The organism is Porphyromonas vaginalis (assembly GCF_958301595.1).
Taxonomy (GTDB): domain Bacteria; phylum Bacteroidota; class Bacteroidia; order Bacteroidales; family Porphyromonadaceae; genus Porphyromonas; species Porphyromonas vaginalis.
The window spans coordinates 2,346,404-2,363,267 of the sequence record NZ_CATQJU010000001.1 but is presented as its reverse complement, the minus strand read 5'-3'; the positions used below and the strand labels follow the sequence as shown (position 1 = coordinate 2,363,267).

The window sequence follows — 16,864 nt, the reverse complement described above, 5'->3', positions numbered from 1 at the left end:
GCAACTGCAATCCAGGAACTCAATGTAATAATCAAGCGTGGTTATGCCTGGTCTCTTTATGTGTGGTTCAATGCATGCAATAAAATAATACACGGAAAGGAACTACGTCCTGGAGGGACACGGCAACTGCGACCATTTAGCTTAAAGCCCAAGATGAATGGTCCAAAACGTAAATGGTTCAAGCGTAAGGTTCGGCGCTTATCGACCATGGAAGAACTTTCGGCACGATGGTAAGCCGATGCCATCTGCGCTGTAATCCTCACGACGGCTCACCTCGCAACGGGTCGCTTTGAACAGCAATCCTTCGAAGAGAGAAAGGTCTGTGTTAGGTGCAGAACGTTTAATCTGCTGTAGCAAGTCCCAGCGGTTGGCAAGCAGGACTGACGCTTTATAATCGTCTTTTCAGAAGCAACCCATTAGCGACAAGCGAGACATAGATGGGGCATTATATATAACGTGTCAGCCATGGATTGGCTGTTGGCTGTTAGCTATTGGCTGTTAGCTATCGGAACCATCGGAGCTATCAGAGTGATCGGATCTCTAATCTCTAACTTCTAATTTCTAACCTCTAGCATCTTTACATATCTTTACAGGGAAATTCGTCCGATCCCCTCCTTTCTCGAATATCCACGTGGAAAATCTCAAATCTCCACGTGGATATTTTTCTTTTTCCACGTGGGGACGTTTTGATTCTTCCGAAGTTTCATTTCATTCCTCCGAAGTTTCATTTCATTCCTCCGAGGAATTTTTCATTCTCCACGTGGAGATTTCGAAATATCCACGTGGAAATCACTTTTCACCGACACGATGCCGTTTCGATATGTAGTCGGCTCTAAATTATTGTAACGAGCCAACGTTAAATTTGCCCAGCCAGGGCTGACGCATCATAATCGCTCTGTCAGGAAAAAGTTATTCCGTTGGAGATATTTCGGCGTCAACTTCGACGTCCTCTGTACTGGGTTGAGAGTCAGGCTGTGCAGATGGAGAGATTTCTTCAACGGACGTATCCTCTTCTATTTTATTTGGAAGTACCTCTTCTCCACTTGGAAGTTCCTCTACTTCACTTGGAAGTTCCTCTTCTTCATTTGGAAGTTCCTCTGCGTTACTACTTTCCGCTACTTGTGAGTTACTCTCTGCTTTTCGTTTGTGGTTTACTGTTCTGCTTCCCTTTTGGTCACTTTTATGGGACACGTTCTCGACAGCTGGGCTGATCTCTTCGTCATCACTATGAGTGCACTTACTAAACAGTCCACACAACAGACAGAAGGCAAAGAAAATCAGGAGTATATAGAGATATCCCTTGGGGAGCTTCCCATTTATGTCGTTTTTCTTGGCCAAAGCACGACACTTTCCGCCACAGAAGCCATCGTTTCAGAGGCCGTCGCCGCCATATTCTTTTCCGCAATATCCACATTTACTCATAATGTGCGCTGTTTGTATGCTCTATACCTCATTCTCCAAGTATTCCCCTTAGGTTGCTTTTAAGGTCATCAAGAATAGCTTGATACCACATCTGTCTGTCATCGCCACTGGATCTATCCGCAGGGTGATGGGTGCGGTATGCCAATTTCACTGACTCAATATTCAGCTTGGCGACATCTTTTATTGGCAACCCTGATAGCTGGATAGGGTTATCGCGTATAATGAAGTTTTCTGCAATATATCTATTGTACTTTTCGTCGACACCTGTGAGGAAAATGAGGACATCTGGTTTAAGAATTTCTATTTCGTCAGGAATGACACGAAAAAACTCTTGCTCTAATTGATGGGTAAAGCTATTCACAGATACACCTGTCCCATTTCGACCCACAGCAGCAAGCTTGGAGATGTTGTTCCAAAGAAATGCAGCTCTTTTAGTGGGAAACTTTTCGCGTAGAAAATCGAAGATGGAGTTCGTAAAATGATTAAAGCCGAGCTTGAAAAAAGAAGATCTCCCCGGAAATGGGATTTTGCCAGTTGCATCTTCCTTGTAATTCTCGTTATAAAACTCTTGATACAGCTCCATAAAATTGGCAGGAAATGGACGTTTATCAGCAGGCAGTTCCCACCTATTCCCCTCTTGCCCAAATATCATGACTTTCAGATCGGCATCGGTGTACCATTTCTCTGTATCCCCTTCGTCGTATTTATTTAGACTCAGCAAAAAAGGCGTGCGAATCGCAATCTCATGAGCCTTTAGTGCTTCATTTAGTTTGGACCACTTCTCATCGTAAAGCAGCTCCAGTTGGTAGCTTAATCCCATAGTTCGTTTGCATTAAACTTATAAGCCATCGAATAACGAGGCAAAGGGCCTCGCCACGCGCTACAAATATATTACTTTTATTTTAATCTGCAACGAAAAGGGCAGGCCACACAGGGATGACGCATCATACTCACTCCGTCAGGAGCTACAGATGACGACTAGCGAGGAGTAGGGAATCTACGTTTTGTGGGCCCCTTTTGGTAGTGAGGGCTAAAATGAGTACTTTTGCAGAGGGTGTATTGCAGATACGCCTCAGCTAGCTTGAGCCTGTCTTTCCTCCCCAGCCGATCTGAGGGGGACGGGATGGGTATTTACCACCTATTATTGCTGTATACTCAGCGGGTGGAGCGTTTTTATACTTAACTATAGTTATGGACTTACACTTACTAGAACTTAGTGACCAGGAGATAGCACGTCGCAACAGCCTAGACGAGATACGTCAGATGGGCATCAACCCTTATCCAGCAGCCGAGTATGCCGTGACGGCACATGCGCAGGAGATACAGGACCAATATCAAGATGAGGCACCTCGCATGGAGGTGAGCATCGCTGGCCGTGTTATGAGCCGACGCATCATGGGCAAGGCTTCCTTTATGGAGCTACAAGATGCCTCAGGGCGTATACAGGTCTATGTGACGCGTGATGACCTCTGCCCAGGAGAGGATAAGGATCTATACAACAAGCTCTTTAAGAAGCTTCTCGACATTGGCGACATCGTCGGTGTCAAGGGCTTTGTCTTCCGTACCCAGACGGGCGAGATCTCGGTGCATGCCGAGGAATTGACCTTGCTGAGCAAGGCACTACGTCCGCTCCCTATCGTCAAGTCTAAGGATGATCAGGTCTTCGACGGCTTTACCGATCCAGAGCTACGCTACCGCCGTCGCTACGTGGATCTGATAGTCAACGATGAGGTGAAGGGCATCTTCATCAAGCGTACGAAGATCTTTCAGTCGATGCGCAACTTCTTCAATTCGCGTGGCTATCTAGAGGTGGATACACCTGTCCTGCAGTCTATCCCTGGCGGTGCTGCGGCTCGTCCCTTCGTGACGCACCACAATGCGCTTGACATACCGCTCTACCTACGCATCGCCAATGAGCTTTACCTCAAGAGGTTGATCGTGGGTGGCTTCGAGGGCGTCTACGAGTTTAGCCGTAACTTCCGCAATGAGGGTATGGACCGAACGCACAATCCTGAGTTTACCTGTATGGAGATCTACGTCGCCTACAAGGACTACCGCTGGATGATGCAGATGACGGAGCAGATGATCGAGCATATCTGTCAGGAGGTACTAGGCTCTACGGCCATTCAGGTAGGGGAGCACACGATAGAGTTTAAGCCGCCCTATCGTCGCCTCACGATGATCGACGCTATCCAAGAGTATGGCGGGGTCAATATTGATGGCATGGACGAGGCTGAGCTACGCAAGGTGTGCCAAGATAAGGGCGTAGAGATAGATGAAACGATGGGTGTCGGCAAGCTAATCGACGAACTCTTTGGTGCCGTTGCTGAGCCACACTTGGTACAGCCCACCTTCATCATAGACTATCCTAAGGCGATGTCTCCGCTCACTAAGGAGCACCGTGATAGGAGCGATCTGACGGAGCGCTTCGAGCTATTTGTCAATGGTAAGGAGCTGGCCAATGCTTACTCAGAGCTCAATGATCCGATAGATCAGCGTCACCGCTTTGAGGATCAGCTACGTCTGAGCGAGCGTGGAGACGATGAGGCGATGTATATCGATCACGACTTCCTACGCGCTCTAGAGTTTGGCATGCCCCCTACATCTGGTATGGGTATCGGTATGGATCGTCTCGTGATGCTCCTGACGGGGCAGGAGAGTATTCAGGAGGTGCTGCTCTTCCCGCAGATGCGTCCTGAGATACAGCCTAAGCGTGACAAGGAGGAGGCTTATGTAGCCGTTGGCATTGACAAGACGTGGGTGCCACTCCTGCAGAAGGCGGGCTACCTCACTGTCGCAGACCTTACGGGCAAAGCTCCGGGCAAGGTGATGCAGCAGATGATGGATATCAATAAGAAGTATAAGCTAGGCTTGCAGATCCCCGCACTGGAGGAAATATCCAAGTGGGTGGGAGAGGAGTCTACGAAATAATCATAGTTCACGCATGTCCCTCTCTCGCTAGAGGGCATGGCGTGTATACGATACAGTTAATATGGATATTGGTCGCATAGGCATACTAGGTAGTGGTAGCTGGGCTACTGCACTGGCTAAGATCTCTCTAGAGTCTACGCCTGAGATAAATTGGTATGTGCGTCGTGATGATCAGGTGCAGCGCTTTAAGGCTACGGGGCACAACCCCGACTACCTCTCTAGTGCTGCCTTTGATACAGATCGGATAACCTTCTATACGGAGGGCTTGATCAACCCCTTCTTTCGCAATAGTGACACCATCATCTTGGTGACCCCTTCGCCCTACATCAAGCACTACCTCAAGAAGGTGAAGCGTAGTAGCATGCGGGGCAAGCAGGTTATCAATGCGGTCAAGGGAATTGTGCCTGACGAAAACCTCTTGGTCTCGGAGTTCCTTATTAAGGAATTCTCCCTACCGAAGGAGCAGATCGGCGTGGTGAGTGGCCCTTGTCACGCTGAGGAGGTGGCGCAGGAGCGTCGTAGTTACTTGACCACAGGGTCTTACAGCGATGAGCTGGCGCATCTGATGGCTGACACGCTCTCGTGTGACTACATCACCTGTACCACGTCAGACGATGTGGTCGGCATCGAGTTTGCCTCAGTACTAAAGAATATCTACGCCATCGCTGCGGGTATCTGCAACGGACTCAACTATGGAGACAACTTCCAGAGCGTCCTCATCAGCAACGCTATTGCTGAGATGAATAGCTTTGTCAATACGGTACACTTGCTCAACCATCGTGTCATCACCAACTCGGTTTATCTAGGCGATTTGCTCGTGACCGCTTACTCCAATTATAGTCGCAACCGTACCTTCGGCACGATGATCGGCAAAGGGTACAGCGTCAAGGCAGCGCAGGTCGAGATGGAGATGGTGGCGGAGGGTTACTACGGAGCTAAGTGTGTGCGCGAACTCAACACGACACGCTACCGAGTCAATATGCCGATTATGGACGCTGTCTACGAGATACTCTATAATAAGCAGTCGGCCAAGGAGACCATTGAGCGGCTCTCGCTCAAGTTCCGCTAAACACTGGCTCAAGACCCTGCTGACGGACGAAACCTTCTAACCTAACAGACGATACAACCATGAAGACAGTCGCATCGCTCATACAGATCGACACAACACATGCGCAAGCTCATCTATCGGCAGAGACCATCCGCCAGGCAGAGCAAGATGCGCTCGCAGCGATTGAGACGCTACACACGGGCTCAGGCGCTGGTAACGACTTCCTAGGCTGGCTCACGCTCCCCGAGGAGATGCTCGAGCGTGACCTTTGCAAGCGAGTACAGACGGTAGCCGACAGGCTTCGCCATGAGTGCCTATATATAATATGTATAGGCATCGGGGGCAGCTACCTAGGTGGCAAGGCCGTCATGGAGGCACTCGGAGACCACTTCTCCGCACATCGTCAGCCGGAGCTGGGACGCCCGCAAGTACTCTTCGCTGGAAACAATATCAGCAGTGACTATCTGCACGATCTGATGGATCTGGTCGTGGACAAGCCTTTTGGCATTGTCAATATCTCTAAGAGTGGCACGACGACCGAGCCGGCCATTGCCTTCCGCATGCTGAGCCAATACTTAGTGGCTCGTGATGGGCAGGAGGTGGCTAAGCGACGTATCGTAGCCATTACCGACAAGAAGCGGGGTGCTCTGCGTCGCCTAGCAGACGAGCAGGGGTACGATACCTTCGTCATACCAGATGATGTAGGCGGTCGCTTCTCCGTGCTGACTCCTGTGGGGTTGCTACCGATTGCTTTGGCAGGCTTTGACGTTGAGGCTTTGCTCCAAGGCGCTAGTGACACGGCTCTCCTATATCGTAGTACGGAGCATCCGCTAGAGACTCCAGCCGTGCAGTATGCCGTGACAAGACAAGCAGCCTATCGGGAGCACGCTGTGAGCGAAGTGCTGGTAGCCTTCGAGCCTCGGCTGAGTGCCATGGGGCAGTGGTGGATGCAGCTCTTTGGCGAGAGCGAAGGCAAGGAGGGCAAGGGACTACTCCCGCTCTCTCTGACCTATACGACCGATCTGCACTCCATGGGGCAGTGGATACAGCAGGGTCCCCACAATATCCTCGAGACGATGATCGTCGTCGACACGCCGCGAGACACCATAACCATCCCGACTGACGAGCAAAACCTAGACGGGCTCAACTACCTAGCAGGCGAAACGATGCACCATGTCAATGAGCAGGCACATCTAGGCACGCTCTTAGCACACGAAGATGGCGGTGTGCCAGTCTTGCAGTTGCAGTTGCCGCAGATCGATGCTAGGACGATTGGCGCCTTCATCTATACGATGGAGTATGCGGTTGCGGTCAGTGGCTATATGATGGGGATCAACCCCTTTGACCAGCCAGGTGTGGAGGACTACAAGCGCAATATGTTTGCCCTCCTCGCTAAGCCAGGCTTCGAGAGCGAGACGAAAGCGATGCGCCAGCGGCTCAACAAATGAACTTACGACAGATTACAACAATGACAGATACGATACAAACAACCCCCCAGAAAAGCTACCACGAGGTCATCCCTCTCCCTGAGTATGGACACCATATCCAGCACATGGTAGACCACTGCTTGACCATTGAGGATCGCGATGAGCGGACTCGATGCGCGCACGCTATTGTCAAGGCGATGGCGATCATACAGCCTGAGCAAGCTAAGAAGTCGGAGGATCACAAAGTCCTCTGGGATCACCTCGCCATCATGTCGCACTTTGCGCTAGACATTGACTACCCCATAGAGCCCATTCACGAGGAGGCACTTCGTGGTGCGCCCGAATCCTTGTCCTATCCCGAGGACGACATCATCTACCGCCACTATGGTCACCTCATTCAGGAGCTGATCAAGAAAGCGTGCGAGATGCCCGAGGGTGACGAGCGCGAGGCTTTGGCACTCTCCATTGCCAACCGCATGAAGCAGGCTTATATCTTGTGGAATAAGCGTGCCGTCGACGACTACACCATCTTTAAGGATCTCTACGAACTCTCCGGCGGTAAGCTCGTGCTGACCGAAGAGGAGCACCAGCTAGACGCTGCCACACGACGCACGCCTCAGGGACGGGGTGGAAACCGCTCTAGACGACAGTTCAGGCGTCCAGCACGGGGAGGCAACAACTCCAGAGGAGGAGGTCGCCGTGGTGGCCGCCCCAACCGTTCTAGACGTTAGCCGATACAGACACTCACTATCTTACTCTTACGATACTAGCTTATGGCATCTTACATCATCGAGGGAGGTCACAGACTCCATGGCGAGGTAACCATACAGGGAGCTAAAAACGAAGCGCTCCAAGTCATCGCCGCCACCTTACTAACCAGCGAAGAGGTCATCCTAGAGAATGTACCAGATATCCTCGATGTCAACAACCTCATCAAGCTCGTAGAGCTACTCGGTGTCGAGGTGACACGACTCAGCCACGACAGCTATCGCTTCAAAGCTCAGGAGATAGATCTAGACTTCGTCGACTCTCCACAGTTCCTCCATGAGAGCAAGATATTGCGTGGCTCCGTCTTACTCGTTGGTCCTCTCGTTGGTCGTTGTCGCCATGCGGTCTTCCCCAAGCCCGGTGGTGATCAGATAGGACGCCGTCGACTAGACACCCACCTGATTGGCATTGCTACCCTAGGGGCGGAGTGCGAGTATGATCAGGATCGTAGAGCCTTTCGCATAGAGGTGCCACACCTGCGAGGCGCTTACATGCACCTCGAGGAAGCCTCCGTGACAGGTACCGCCAATGTGATCATGTCGGCAGTCCTAGCAGAGGGCAAGACCACTATATACAATGCTGCTTGCGAACCGTACATACAGCAACTCTGCCGTATGCTCGTCTCCATGGGAGCTCGCATCTCAGGCATCGGCTCTAACCTGCTCACCATCGAGGGCGTCGAGAGACTACACGGCACGACGCATCGCATCCTGCCCGATATGATCGAGGTGGGCAGCTTCATCGGCATCGCAGCTATGACGCAGAGCGAGCTAACGCTCAAGAACGTCGGTCTGCCCGACCTAGGACTCATCCCGCAGATGTTTCGCAAGCTCGGCATCGAGATTATAGAGCGAGGCGATGACCTCATCATACCCGCTAGAGAGAGCTACGAGATAGAGACCTTTATGGATGGCTCTATCCTCACCATCGCCGATGCGCCGTGGCCAGGACTCACGCCAGACCTGCTGAGCGTCTTCCTTGTCGTAGCGACACAGGCCAAGGGGACCGTCCTTATTCATCAGAAGATGTTTGAGAGCCGACTCTTCTTTGTGGATAAGCTCATCGATATGGGCGCCCAGATCATCCTTTGCGATCCACACCGAGCAGTCGTCGTTGGCAAAGACCACCAGACCCGTCTGCGTCCCGCTGTGATGGCTTCGCCAGATATACGCGCCGGTATCGCGCTCTTGATAGCCGCCATGAGTGCCGATGGCACCAGTGTGGTCAACAATGCGGAGCAGATAGATCGTGGCTACCAGCATCTACACGAGCGACTCAACGCTCTAGGCGCTCACATCGAGAGACGCGATGAGTAGCACGACCGCTTTTACCGTACCGGAGCTCACGCCTGTTGGTCACCTAGGCAAGCCTCACGGCGTGCGTGGTGAGCTAGCCGCTTACCTAACCATCGAGCTGGAGACCCTCTGCAGCGACCCTAGTCGCGAAGCTTTTTACCTCTTTGCCGAGATCGACGCGCTCCCCGTTCCTTACCAGCTCCTGAGCTATCGCAGCAAGGGAGACAGCTACCTGCTCACCCTGGCGCATGTCGCTGATCGATCGATTGCTGAGCAGATGACTGGGTGGCGTCTCTTCATTCCCACAGAGCTACTGGCAGAGAGCGAGGTCGCTTATAGCTGGGATCACTTCATTGGCTACCAAGTGCTCACCCCCGAGGGGGAACCTGTCGGCACGATCCTAGAGGTCAATGACCAAACGGAAAACATCCTCCTTACGATCGAGACCTCCGACGGCACTCAGCACTTGATCCCCATCCACGAGGAGCTGGTCGAGGCGATAGATCCCGAGAGCAAAACCATCCAGCTACACATACCCCAAGGGCTATTAGACCTGTAAGCCCCCATTTCCCAAAGCAGACTACACACTATGCGACGCATCGCACTCTTTGGCTCGACAGGCAGTATCGGCACCCAGGCACTGGAGGTCATCTCCTTTCACCCCGAGCTGCTCTCCGTCTATGCCCTTACCACTCATCGCAACGTGCCTCTCCTCGTAGAGCAGGCGGAGAAATACCATCCGACCGTCGTGGTCGTAGCTGACGAAAAAGCCGCCACAGAGCACACCGCACTCCTCAAAGGGCTAACCTGCACCGTGCTAGTCGGCACCGAGGGACTCTGCGAACTGGCGCAGCATAGTGACTACGACGTCATGCTCTCCGCTCTTGTTGGCTTCGCTGGTCTGCGCCCCACACTTCTCTCTATTGAGAGCGGGCATGAGATTGCTTTGGCCAATAAGGAGACACTCGTAGTGGCAGGTCAACTCATCATGCGCTCTGCTCGGGAGCATGGTGTGCGCATCCTTCCTGTGGACTCTGAGCACTCAGCCATCTACCAATGCCTGATGGGCGAGGAGACACCTCTAGAGCGCATCTGGCTCACGGCCAGTGGAGGCCCCTTCTGGCAGATGCCTCTCGATAAGCTAAGCCAAGTTACCGTAGCAGATGCGCTCCATCACCCACGCTGGTCGATGGGCGCTAAGGTGACGATCGACTCGGCGACAATGATGAACAAAGGCTTTGAGATGATGGAGGCGTGCCACCTCTTTGCCGTCTCAGCCGATCAGATCTCTATCTTGATACATCCCGAGAGCATCGTGCACTCGATGGTGCAGTTTGCCGATGGCTCGGTCAAGGCGCAGCTAGCCGTCCCCGACATGCGTCTCCCGATCAGCCTAGCGCTCCATGGTGGTGTGCGTGAGCCGCTACCCATAGCGCGTCAGCCGTTTGTCGGCACGACGCTTCATTTTGAGGAGCCAGACGCAGCCCACTTCCCCTGCTTGGGTCTCGCCTTCGAAGCGTTCCGACAGGGTGGCAATATTCCCTGCTTGCTCAATGCGGCCAACGAGGTCGCTGTGCGCGCCTTCCTCGATGAGCGTATTGGCTTCACTGAGATAGCGCGACTCATTGAGCCAATTATGACGGCCGTACCCTACGACGCCACCCCGACGCTCGACGCTCTGCTGCACTACCACGACGTGGCGACCGCTTTAGCCACCGAGCAGCTCCCCCGATAGCCCCCTCGTCAAATAAACATCTGTGAGTCCTCGTAGTATTGCTACGGGGACTTTTTGTTGCCTGGAGGCGCGGAGATGTAAGTTCCATCGGGTGAAACTCTAGTGCCACCCCCCTTTGGCACTCCAGTTTCACCCGTATGAAACTGGAGTTTCCTCCGTATGAAACTGGAGTTTCCTCCGTATGAAACTAAAGTTTCCTACCTATGAAACTAAAATCTCTTGGGGAGAACGGTTGACCAAGAGTGCTATTTATGCTACCTTTGTCTAAGTAAAAAGAGAGATAAACCGATGAAACAGATATTACAGCGTATTCTCTTGCTCTGCATGAGCCTGCTCCTAATCACGACCTCGCTCATGGCACAGGCGCCTCTACGGCATGTGGTCAAGAAGTTGGAGACGGTCTACGCTATCTCCAAGCGCTACGGAGTCTCCGAAGAGGAGATCTACCGGCTTAATGAGGGCAGTCAGTGGGGCATTCGTGAGGGACAGACGCTCCTGATACCCCAGCGCAAGCCTGACACAATCTATGTCGAGGCACCAGCCGTCGTGCAGGCTGAGCCAGGCATTCACGTGGTGCAGTCCGGCGAGACGCTCTTCGGCATTAGTCGTAAGTATGGCTTGACAATGGGCCAGCTCCTCGAGCTAAACCCGCAGAAGCATGATGCGCAGATCGCAGTAGGGGAGCGGATCGTAGTAGCCTCTGGAGCTAAGCTTAAGAAGGAGCCCAGCCCGCTGAATGGTACTCAGATAGCGCAAGTGCGGGTGGCCCTGATACTTCCTCTGCGAGAGAGTGGGCAGCCTAGTCGCTATCTGCACTTTTACGAGGGTGTACTCCTAGGTATCGAGCGTTTGCAGCGTCAGGGCGTGAGCATTGATCTACAAGTCGATGCAGCCGTCAATCGCTCGGCACTCGAGCAGCTCCTCAAGAGCAAGGAGGGCGAGCGGTACGACCTGATCATCGGTGGTGACTCAGAGCAGAGCGTGGAGCTACTAGCTCAGCGCGCCAAGGTGCAACAGGCGGTCTACCTCTCGCCCTTTGTATGGCAGAGCGGTAAGGGGCAGCTGTACGACCACTTCTTCCAGCTCAACCCCGCACAGTATCGTGTCACGGAGAGACTGCAGCAAGCCTTTGTAGAGCGTTATGCGGACTACGAAGTGCTACTCGTGCGCTGTGGCGAGGGCGATCAGGCGGACAAGTTTAAGGCGATCGAGACAGCCTGCCGAGAGGCGGGTATCTCCACGCAAAGCCGCTCTCTGCGAGAGCTAGCTGTCGGGCAGTGGCCTCGCCAGGGTGGTAAGAAGTGTGTGATCCTGCTCAACTCAAGCAAGAAGGCGGACCTTACGGCTGTACTGGATGCGATGCGTGATGCGCAGCTCTCGACGAGTGACTATCAGCTCTTCGGATATCCGCAGTGGCAAACCTATGGCAAGAATATAGATGAACGTCTGCAAGCGGTAGGGGCTACGATCTTTTCCACCTTTTACTGGGATCGGGAGCTACCCGAGAGTCAGCAAGTCCGGGAATCTTACAAGCATTGGTACGGACGTGATATAGAGGAGGGCTATCCAAGCTATGCCTTGCTGGGGTACGACGTGGTGCGCTACTTTATATCGGCTCTCTCGTCGTATGGACGGGGCTTCCAGCAGTACCAGCATCAGCTGCCTAGCGATGGTCTGCAGTCGGGCTTCCTCTTTGCACCAGCCATCACGGGGCGTAGCTCTGGGAGAGGGGGCTACACGAACTTGAACCTCTTCTTCATCACTTATAGTCCACGGGGGGTGCAGCGTCAGCAGATCCCTCTGTCAGAGTAGATCAGCACTATGCTAAGCTTGATGAAATGGTGGAGCGGACTGCTCCTCACACTCCTCTGCACCATACTCCCCGCACAGGCTCAGCGCTCCCAGCTGAAGCCTCTAGAGGTGCGCATAGGAGGTGGTGGTGGTGTGAGTGGATCGATGCTCGACCTAGTGCCTCGCGTGGAGATGCTACCTCACCTAGGTGCTATGGGCTACGTGGGGGTGCTGCTGACCAATCAGAAATATACGGGCATGACGATGCGTCTCTCTTACGAGCAGCGTGGATGGCGAGAGGAGTATACGAAGCCGATCGCCTACAGCTTCGCAAGAGATATGGACTTCATAGACTTGACGCTGATGGCACACCTCTACTATCCCTTTGGTACGTTTCAGCTGGGACTAGAGGTGGGACCAAGTGTGGGCTACATCATACGAGATGTGAGCAGCCCTACGCCGAGCGAAGAGACGCGATCCGTCGTCAAGAGACGACATGTCTATCCGCTCTTTAGCAAGTTCTCGTGGGGTCTCAAAGGCGGTCCCGTCATGAGCCTAGACATAGCTCAGAGGCATAGGATCACGCTGAGCGGACACTTCTACTACGGTCTGAGCGACATCTTTGCCACGACCGTGCGCGATGACTATGGCCGTGCGGGCGAGCTGGGCGTCACGGTGGGGCTGGGCTATTACTTTAAGGTGCGCTGATGCTGGTCTTACTGCTCCTATACTCCTTAATCCTCTTTGTGCTGGCGTACCCACTGCTCCCAGTCTCCTGGGTGGGAGTCATCGCCTTCGGAGGCAGTGCGCTACTTGCCACATGGACTTACCTATGGGGCTACCAAAGACTCTACCATCAGCCAGCCCCGCAGGAGCCTTATGAACTGCTAGCCCTGCCACTCGAACCGCTCAGACAATACTTAAAGGGGGTGAGGCTGCCACGCTTCCTCCTCTACGCAATCCTTGCTGTGGCTATCTATCTGTTCCTCGCATGGAGCAATCAAGCACTCGTCTCCGTATGGCCAGAGGGGTGGGGCGGTGCGTGGCTACGCAACTGGAGTAAGATGGTCGAGGAGGCGCAGACGACGCTCATCGGGGAGTCGAATATAGGGTGGTCTCTCCTCATCGTCGGGGTGCTGACGCCGATTGCTGAGGAACTCTTCTTCCGAGGGGCACTCATGGGGTGGATGATGCTGAGACGCTTCCCACGCTGGAGTGTTATCCTCCTGCCCGCACTACTTTTTGCCGTGATGCACCTCAACCCCGTGGGGATGCTACAGATCTTCTTTCTGGCCCTCTTGCTGGGTTACCTGCGCTGGGCTACAGGTTCGCTCTGGCCATCGGTCGCGCTACACATGTGTAATAACCTTTTAGTCTTGGGTATCTATGGACTCTAGTGACAACTTTCTCTCGCAGGTCGTCAGGCAACTGCGCAATAGTGACACACCGCTGAGAGAGCAGCTGGTGGTGGTGCCGACAAAGCGTGCTGGCACATTCTTACAGCGTGAGCTCATCGCGCAACTGGCCGATGCTGCCACTATCCTGCCTCGCATAGTCACCATCGACGAGTGGATCACTGAGATGAGTGGGCGGGTCATCCTAGACAACACAGCACTCATATCGATACTCTACGAGGTCTACGCAGCTTATCTGGCGGAGCAGGGCGAGGCGCAGACGGAGACAGATCAGATGCTTCGCCTGAGTCAGACGGAGCGCATGCTACGAGACTTCCAAGATATGGATCTTGCCCTGGCGCATGTGGAGATGCTCTTGGGAAATCTCGAGGAGCTAGATGCTTTTGATGACTACGAGTTCCTAACAGAAGAGGAGCGCGACGCAATCCAAAAGTTTTGGACCACACTGCCTAAAGACTTTTTCAAAAAAGCGCACGGCGCAGAGTATCTCCACTTCTCCATCGTCTGGAGAGAGATTTATAAGCGATTTAATGCACGTTTGACCGAGCTCGGAGTGGCATACCGAGCAGCAGCTTATAGGCTCGTTGCGGAGCGAGACTTTACTGATGATGATCTACTCAGAGAGCTACGTCGCCATAGTGGCTCGAAGATCAGCTTGGTCTCCTTCGTGGGACTTTACAACCTGACGCCAGCGGAGCAGGAGATCATCAAGAAGCTACGGACAGCCGATGCTGATGCGCTCAAGGTGCAGTTTTACTGGCAGAAAGTCTCGCTAGACGCTACAGACGAATTTACAAATCATCTCTACCGTACGATCGAGCAAAACGTCAATCTTCTCGGAGGTGAGGTCATAGACGGAGGTGAGGTCATAGACGGAGAAGAGGCTCGTGGGCATTCGCCAGAGATCCATCTCCTCTCGCTCAACTCAACCATTCTCCAGCCACAAGTGGTCAATAGTCTCATCGACGAGATCATCGAGCGCGATCCTAAAGCACTCGAAGAGCTACGCATAGCGATCGTCCTCAACGATGAGAAAACGCTCATCCCTCTGATGAAGTCGCTCAAGCAGCCGACCTGCACATCGCTCAACGTGACGATGGGCTACCCCCTCCAGTACACCTCTGTCGCGACTTGGATACGTAGATACCTAAACATCTTCGGGCTCGTGAGTCCCTCAGATAGAGAGCTAACTCGTGTCAAGCTCACCTGCTCACGCTTGCAACTTTGGCTGGCAGCCCCCTTGACGCGCAAGCTCTTTGGTGAGCTGACGACTACCCTGATGGAGCAGATAGCTCTCCATCACTATGCCATCAAAGCATCGGAGCTTCGTGAGATCATCGAGGAGCTTACGAAAGATGCTGATGAGGCGATACGACAGCCTCTCCTAGAGATACTCACACCTAGCTTTACTGGTAAAGAGCTACTCGGTCGTGTTGGTCAACTGCTAGAGCTGATCAAAGAGAGCTCGTCAGCACCAGAGGAAGAGGAGGACGAAGCTGCTGAGGAGCCGATAGATCAAGTAATCCTCTCGGAGGCACGCGACCAGATAGTTCGCTATGCCACACAGGTGTCTAACCTGCTAACAGCGCGCGACGGTGTTCGGCATCTGCTAGACACACCGATGCATGTCGCCTACCTCTTGGAGCAACTGTTGGCTGTGGGGAGTATACCCTTCGAGGGAGCTCCGCTAGAGGGCTTGCAGGTGATGGGCTTCTTGGAGACCCGTACGCTCACCTTTGACTATGTGATCATGCTCAATGTGCAGGAGGGTGATCTGCCTAAGTCGAGCCATACGACGACGCTGATCCCCGATATGCTACGAAGAGCCTTCGGTATGACCACTTACCGTACGGAAGATGACACCAATGCTTACCACTTCTATCGCCTCATACAGGGCGCTAAGGAAGTTTATCTACTCCAAGATACTCGTCCTAAGAGCATCTCCTCGATGGAGCCTTCGCGCTATGTGGATCAGATACGCTACTTGACAAACTTAAAGCCCCAAGAGTCCGCTTATGCAGACCCACTGGAGGCGAGAGACGAGATGGTGCCCCAGATCACGGGTCAAGATGAGGAGGTGCGTCGCTACATAGCGCAGTTGGCTTCAGGCAAGAGGACCTTCTCTCCATCTGACCTGATCACTTACTACAAGTGCCCTTACCAGTTTTACCTTAAGAAGATAAAGGGTGTCGGCGAGCCACGACCTGAGCCTGGAGTGGTGACACAGATAGAGTTGGGCTCGATAGTGCATGAGTATCTAGAGCTGTTTTACAAAGGACTGGTGCAGAAGCCTGGAGACGTCATAACTCGAGATCAGCTCGAGCACAAGGTCTCTCGCCAGATGCTGACAGACATCTATAAAGAGATCGTCTCTGACAAGAGTGCCCCCGACGAAATCCTCCTGACAGACCTGGAGCGATACATCTACAAGGCTCTAGAGATAGACCGCCTCTTGCTCGGGGAGAGTGGCACGCTCCAGCTGCTGGCCAGTGAGACGAAGATGATGAACGTCACCTTCGAGTGGGACGAGCATACGATACACATGACTGCTCAGCCCGACCGAGTGGACAAAGTCTGTGGAGGTGTCTGTCGCATCGTAGACTACAAGACAGGGATCATCAAGCAGCCTAAGAAACTAAAGAAACTAGACTCCGATACGCTAACAAGCTGGCGCTTTCAGGAAAACAACTACAAGCTAGGCGGTTACATGCTACAGTCTTATCTCTACGCCTTGCTCTATGCTCAGGAGGTAAAGGGTGGAATCCAGAAGGTAAATGGCGGAATCCATGAGGTGCAGCCTACGCTCTACTCGTTGGCTCCCGCTGTGCCGGCTAGCGAAGGGGCGATATACTTTGAAAGTCCCAAAGATCTAGACGTAATCAGAAAGATCGTATTAGAATACTTGAACCAGCTAGTAAACCCTAAGAATCACTTTTACCAAACCTCCGTACAGAACATTTGCAATGAATGCAACTACAGGACAATCTGTGGACGCAAGAAGCTTGATTTCTAGAGACACCATATATAGTAGC

The 16,864-nt window shown here is 53.0% G+C and carries 13 protein-coding genes; 11 read left to right on the top strand and 2 right to left on the bottom strand.

Annotated features, from left to right (window positions below):
* Positions 1 to 909: 909 nt before the first annotated feature.
* Together Q2J34_RS09180 and Q2J34_RS09175 are read right to left on the bottom strand one after the other, a co-directional pair.
* Entirely contained in the window at positions 910 to 1,338 is a 429-nt protein-coding gene (locus Q2J34_RS09180) for a hypothetical protein (protein ID WP_300970056.1), read from the bottom strand.
* Between the two features lie 112 nt (positions 1,339 to 1,450).
* Entirely contained in the window at positions 1,451 to 2,242 is a 792-nt protein-coding gene (locus tag Q2J34_RS09175) for a hypothetical protein (protein ID WP_300970055.1), read from the bottom strand.
* A gap of 371 nt (positions 2,243 to 2,613) precedes the next feature.
* Here Q2J34_RS09175 and lysS point away from each other — a divergent pair, with 371 nt between their 5' ends.
* The 11 genes from lysS to Q2J34_RS09120 all read left to right on the top strand — a co-directional run bounded on the left by lysS (position 2,614) and on the right by Q2J34_RS09120 (position 16,845).
* A complete protein-coding gene (gene lysS / locus Q2J34_RS09170; RefSeq protein WP_300970054.1) occupies positions 2,614 to 4,353 on the top strand; it encodes a lysine--tRNA ligase in 1,740 nt (579 codons plus the stop codon).
* A gap of 61 nt (positions 4,354 to 4,414) precedes the next feature.
* Positions 4,415 to 5,422 carry an NAD(P)H-dependent glycerol-3-phosphate dehydrogenase gene (locus Q2J34_RS09165; RefSeq protein ID WP_300970053.1) on the top strand — a complete coding sequence of 336 codons (1,008 nt, stop codon included), beginning with the start codon at positions 4,415 to 4,417 and terminating at the stop codon, positions 5,420 to 5,422.
* A 59-nt stretch (positions 5,423 to 5,481) separates the two neighbouring features.
* The gene (locus Q2J34_RS09160; protein ID WP_300970052.1) at positions 5,482 to 6,849 is read left to right on the top strand and encodes a glucose-6-phosphate isomerase; all 1,368 of its coding nucleotides are present in this window, start codon (positions 5,482 to 5,484) and stop codon (positions 6,847 to 6,849) included.
* 20 nt (positions 6,850 to 6,869) lie between these two features.
* Positions 6,870 to 7,559, top strand: coding sequence for a DUF4290 domain-containing protein (locus Q2J34_RS09155; protein WP_300970051.1), 690 nt, complete (start codon positions 6,870 to 6,872; stop codon positions 7,557 to 7,559).
* Between the two features lie 42 nt (positions 7,560 to 7,601).
* Positions 7,602 to 8,912: a UDP-N-acetylglucosamine 1-carboxyvinyltransferase gene (gene murA, locus Q2J34_RS09150; protein WP_299369826.1), complete on the top strand. Its 1,311-nt coding sequence runs from the start codon at positions 7,602 to 7,604 to the stop codon at positions 8,910 to 8,912.
* Positions 8,905 to 9,450, top strand: a complete 546-nt coding sequence (gene rimM / locus Q2J34_RS09145) for a ribosome maturation factor RimM (RefSeq protein WP_300970050.1) — start codon at positions 8,905 to 8,907, stop codon at positions 9,448 to 9,450. The genes murA and rimM overlap by 8 nt, the downstream gene beginning before the upstream one ends.
* A gap of 30 nt (positions 9,451 to 9,480) precedes the next feature.
* Positions 9,481 to 10,626 (top strand): 1-deoxy-D-xylulose-5-phosphate reductoisomerase, encoded by a 1,146-nt coding sequence (dxr, locus tag Q2J34_RS09140; protein ID WP_300970049.1) that lies wholly within the window; start codon positions 9,481 to 9,483, stop codon positions 10,624 to 10,626.
* Positions 10,627 to 10,914: 288 nt separating this feature from the next.
* Positions 10,915 to 12,438 carry a PBP1 and LysM peptidoglycan-binding domain-containing protein gene (locus Q2J34_RS09135; protein WP_300970048.1) on the top strand — a complete coding sequence of 508 codons (1,524 nt, stop codon included), beginning with the start codon at positions 10,915 to 10,917 and terminating at the stop codon, positions 12,436 to 12,438.
* A gap of 9 nt (positions 12,439 to 12,447) precedes the next feature.
* Positions 12,448 to 13,125, top strand: coding sequence for a porin family protein (locus tag Q2J34_RS09130; protein ID WP_300970047.1), 678 nt, complete (start codon positions 12,448 to 12,450; stop codon positions 13,123 to 13,125).
* A complete protein-coding gene (locus tag Q2J34_RS09125; protein ID WP_300970046.1) occupies positions 13,125 to 13,814 on the top strand; it encodes a CPBP family intramembrane glutamic endopeptidase in 690 nt (229 codons plus the stop codon). The genes Q2J34_RS09130 and Q2J34_RS09125 overlap by 1 nt, the downstream gene beginning before the upstream one ends.
* Positions 13,804 to 16,845, top strand: coding sequence for a PD-(D/E)XK nuclease family protein (locus Q2J34_RS09120; protein WP_300970045.1), 3,042 nt, complete (start codon positions 13,804 to 13,806; stop codon positions 16,843 to 16,845). Before Q2J34_RS09125 ends, Q2J34_RS09120 begins: the two co-directional genes overlap by 11 nt.
* The last annotated feature ends 19 nt before the right edge of the window (positions 16,846 to 16,864 follow it).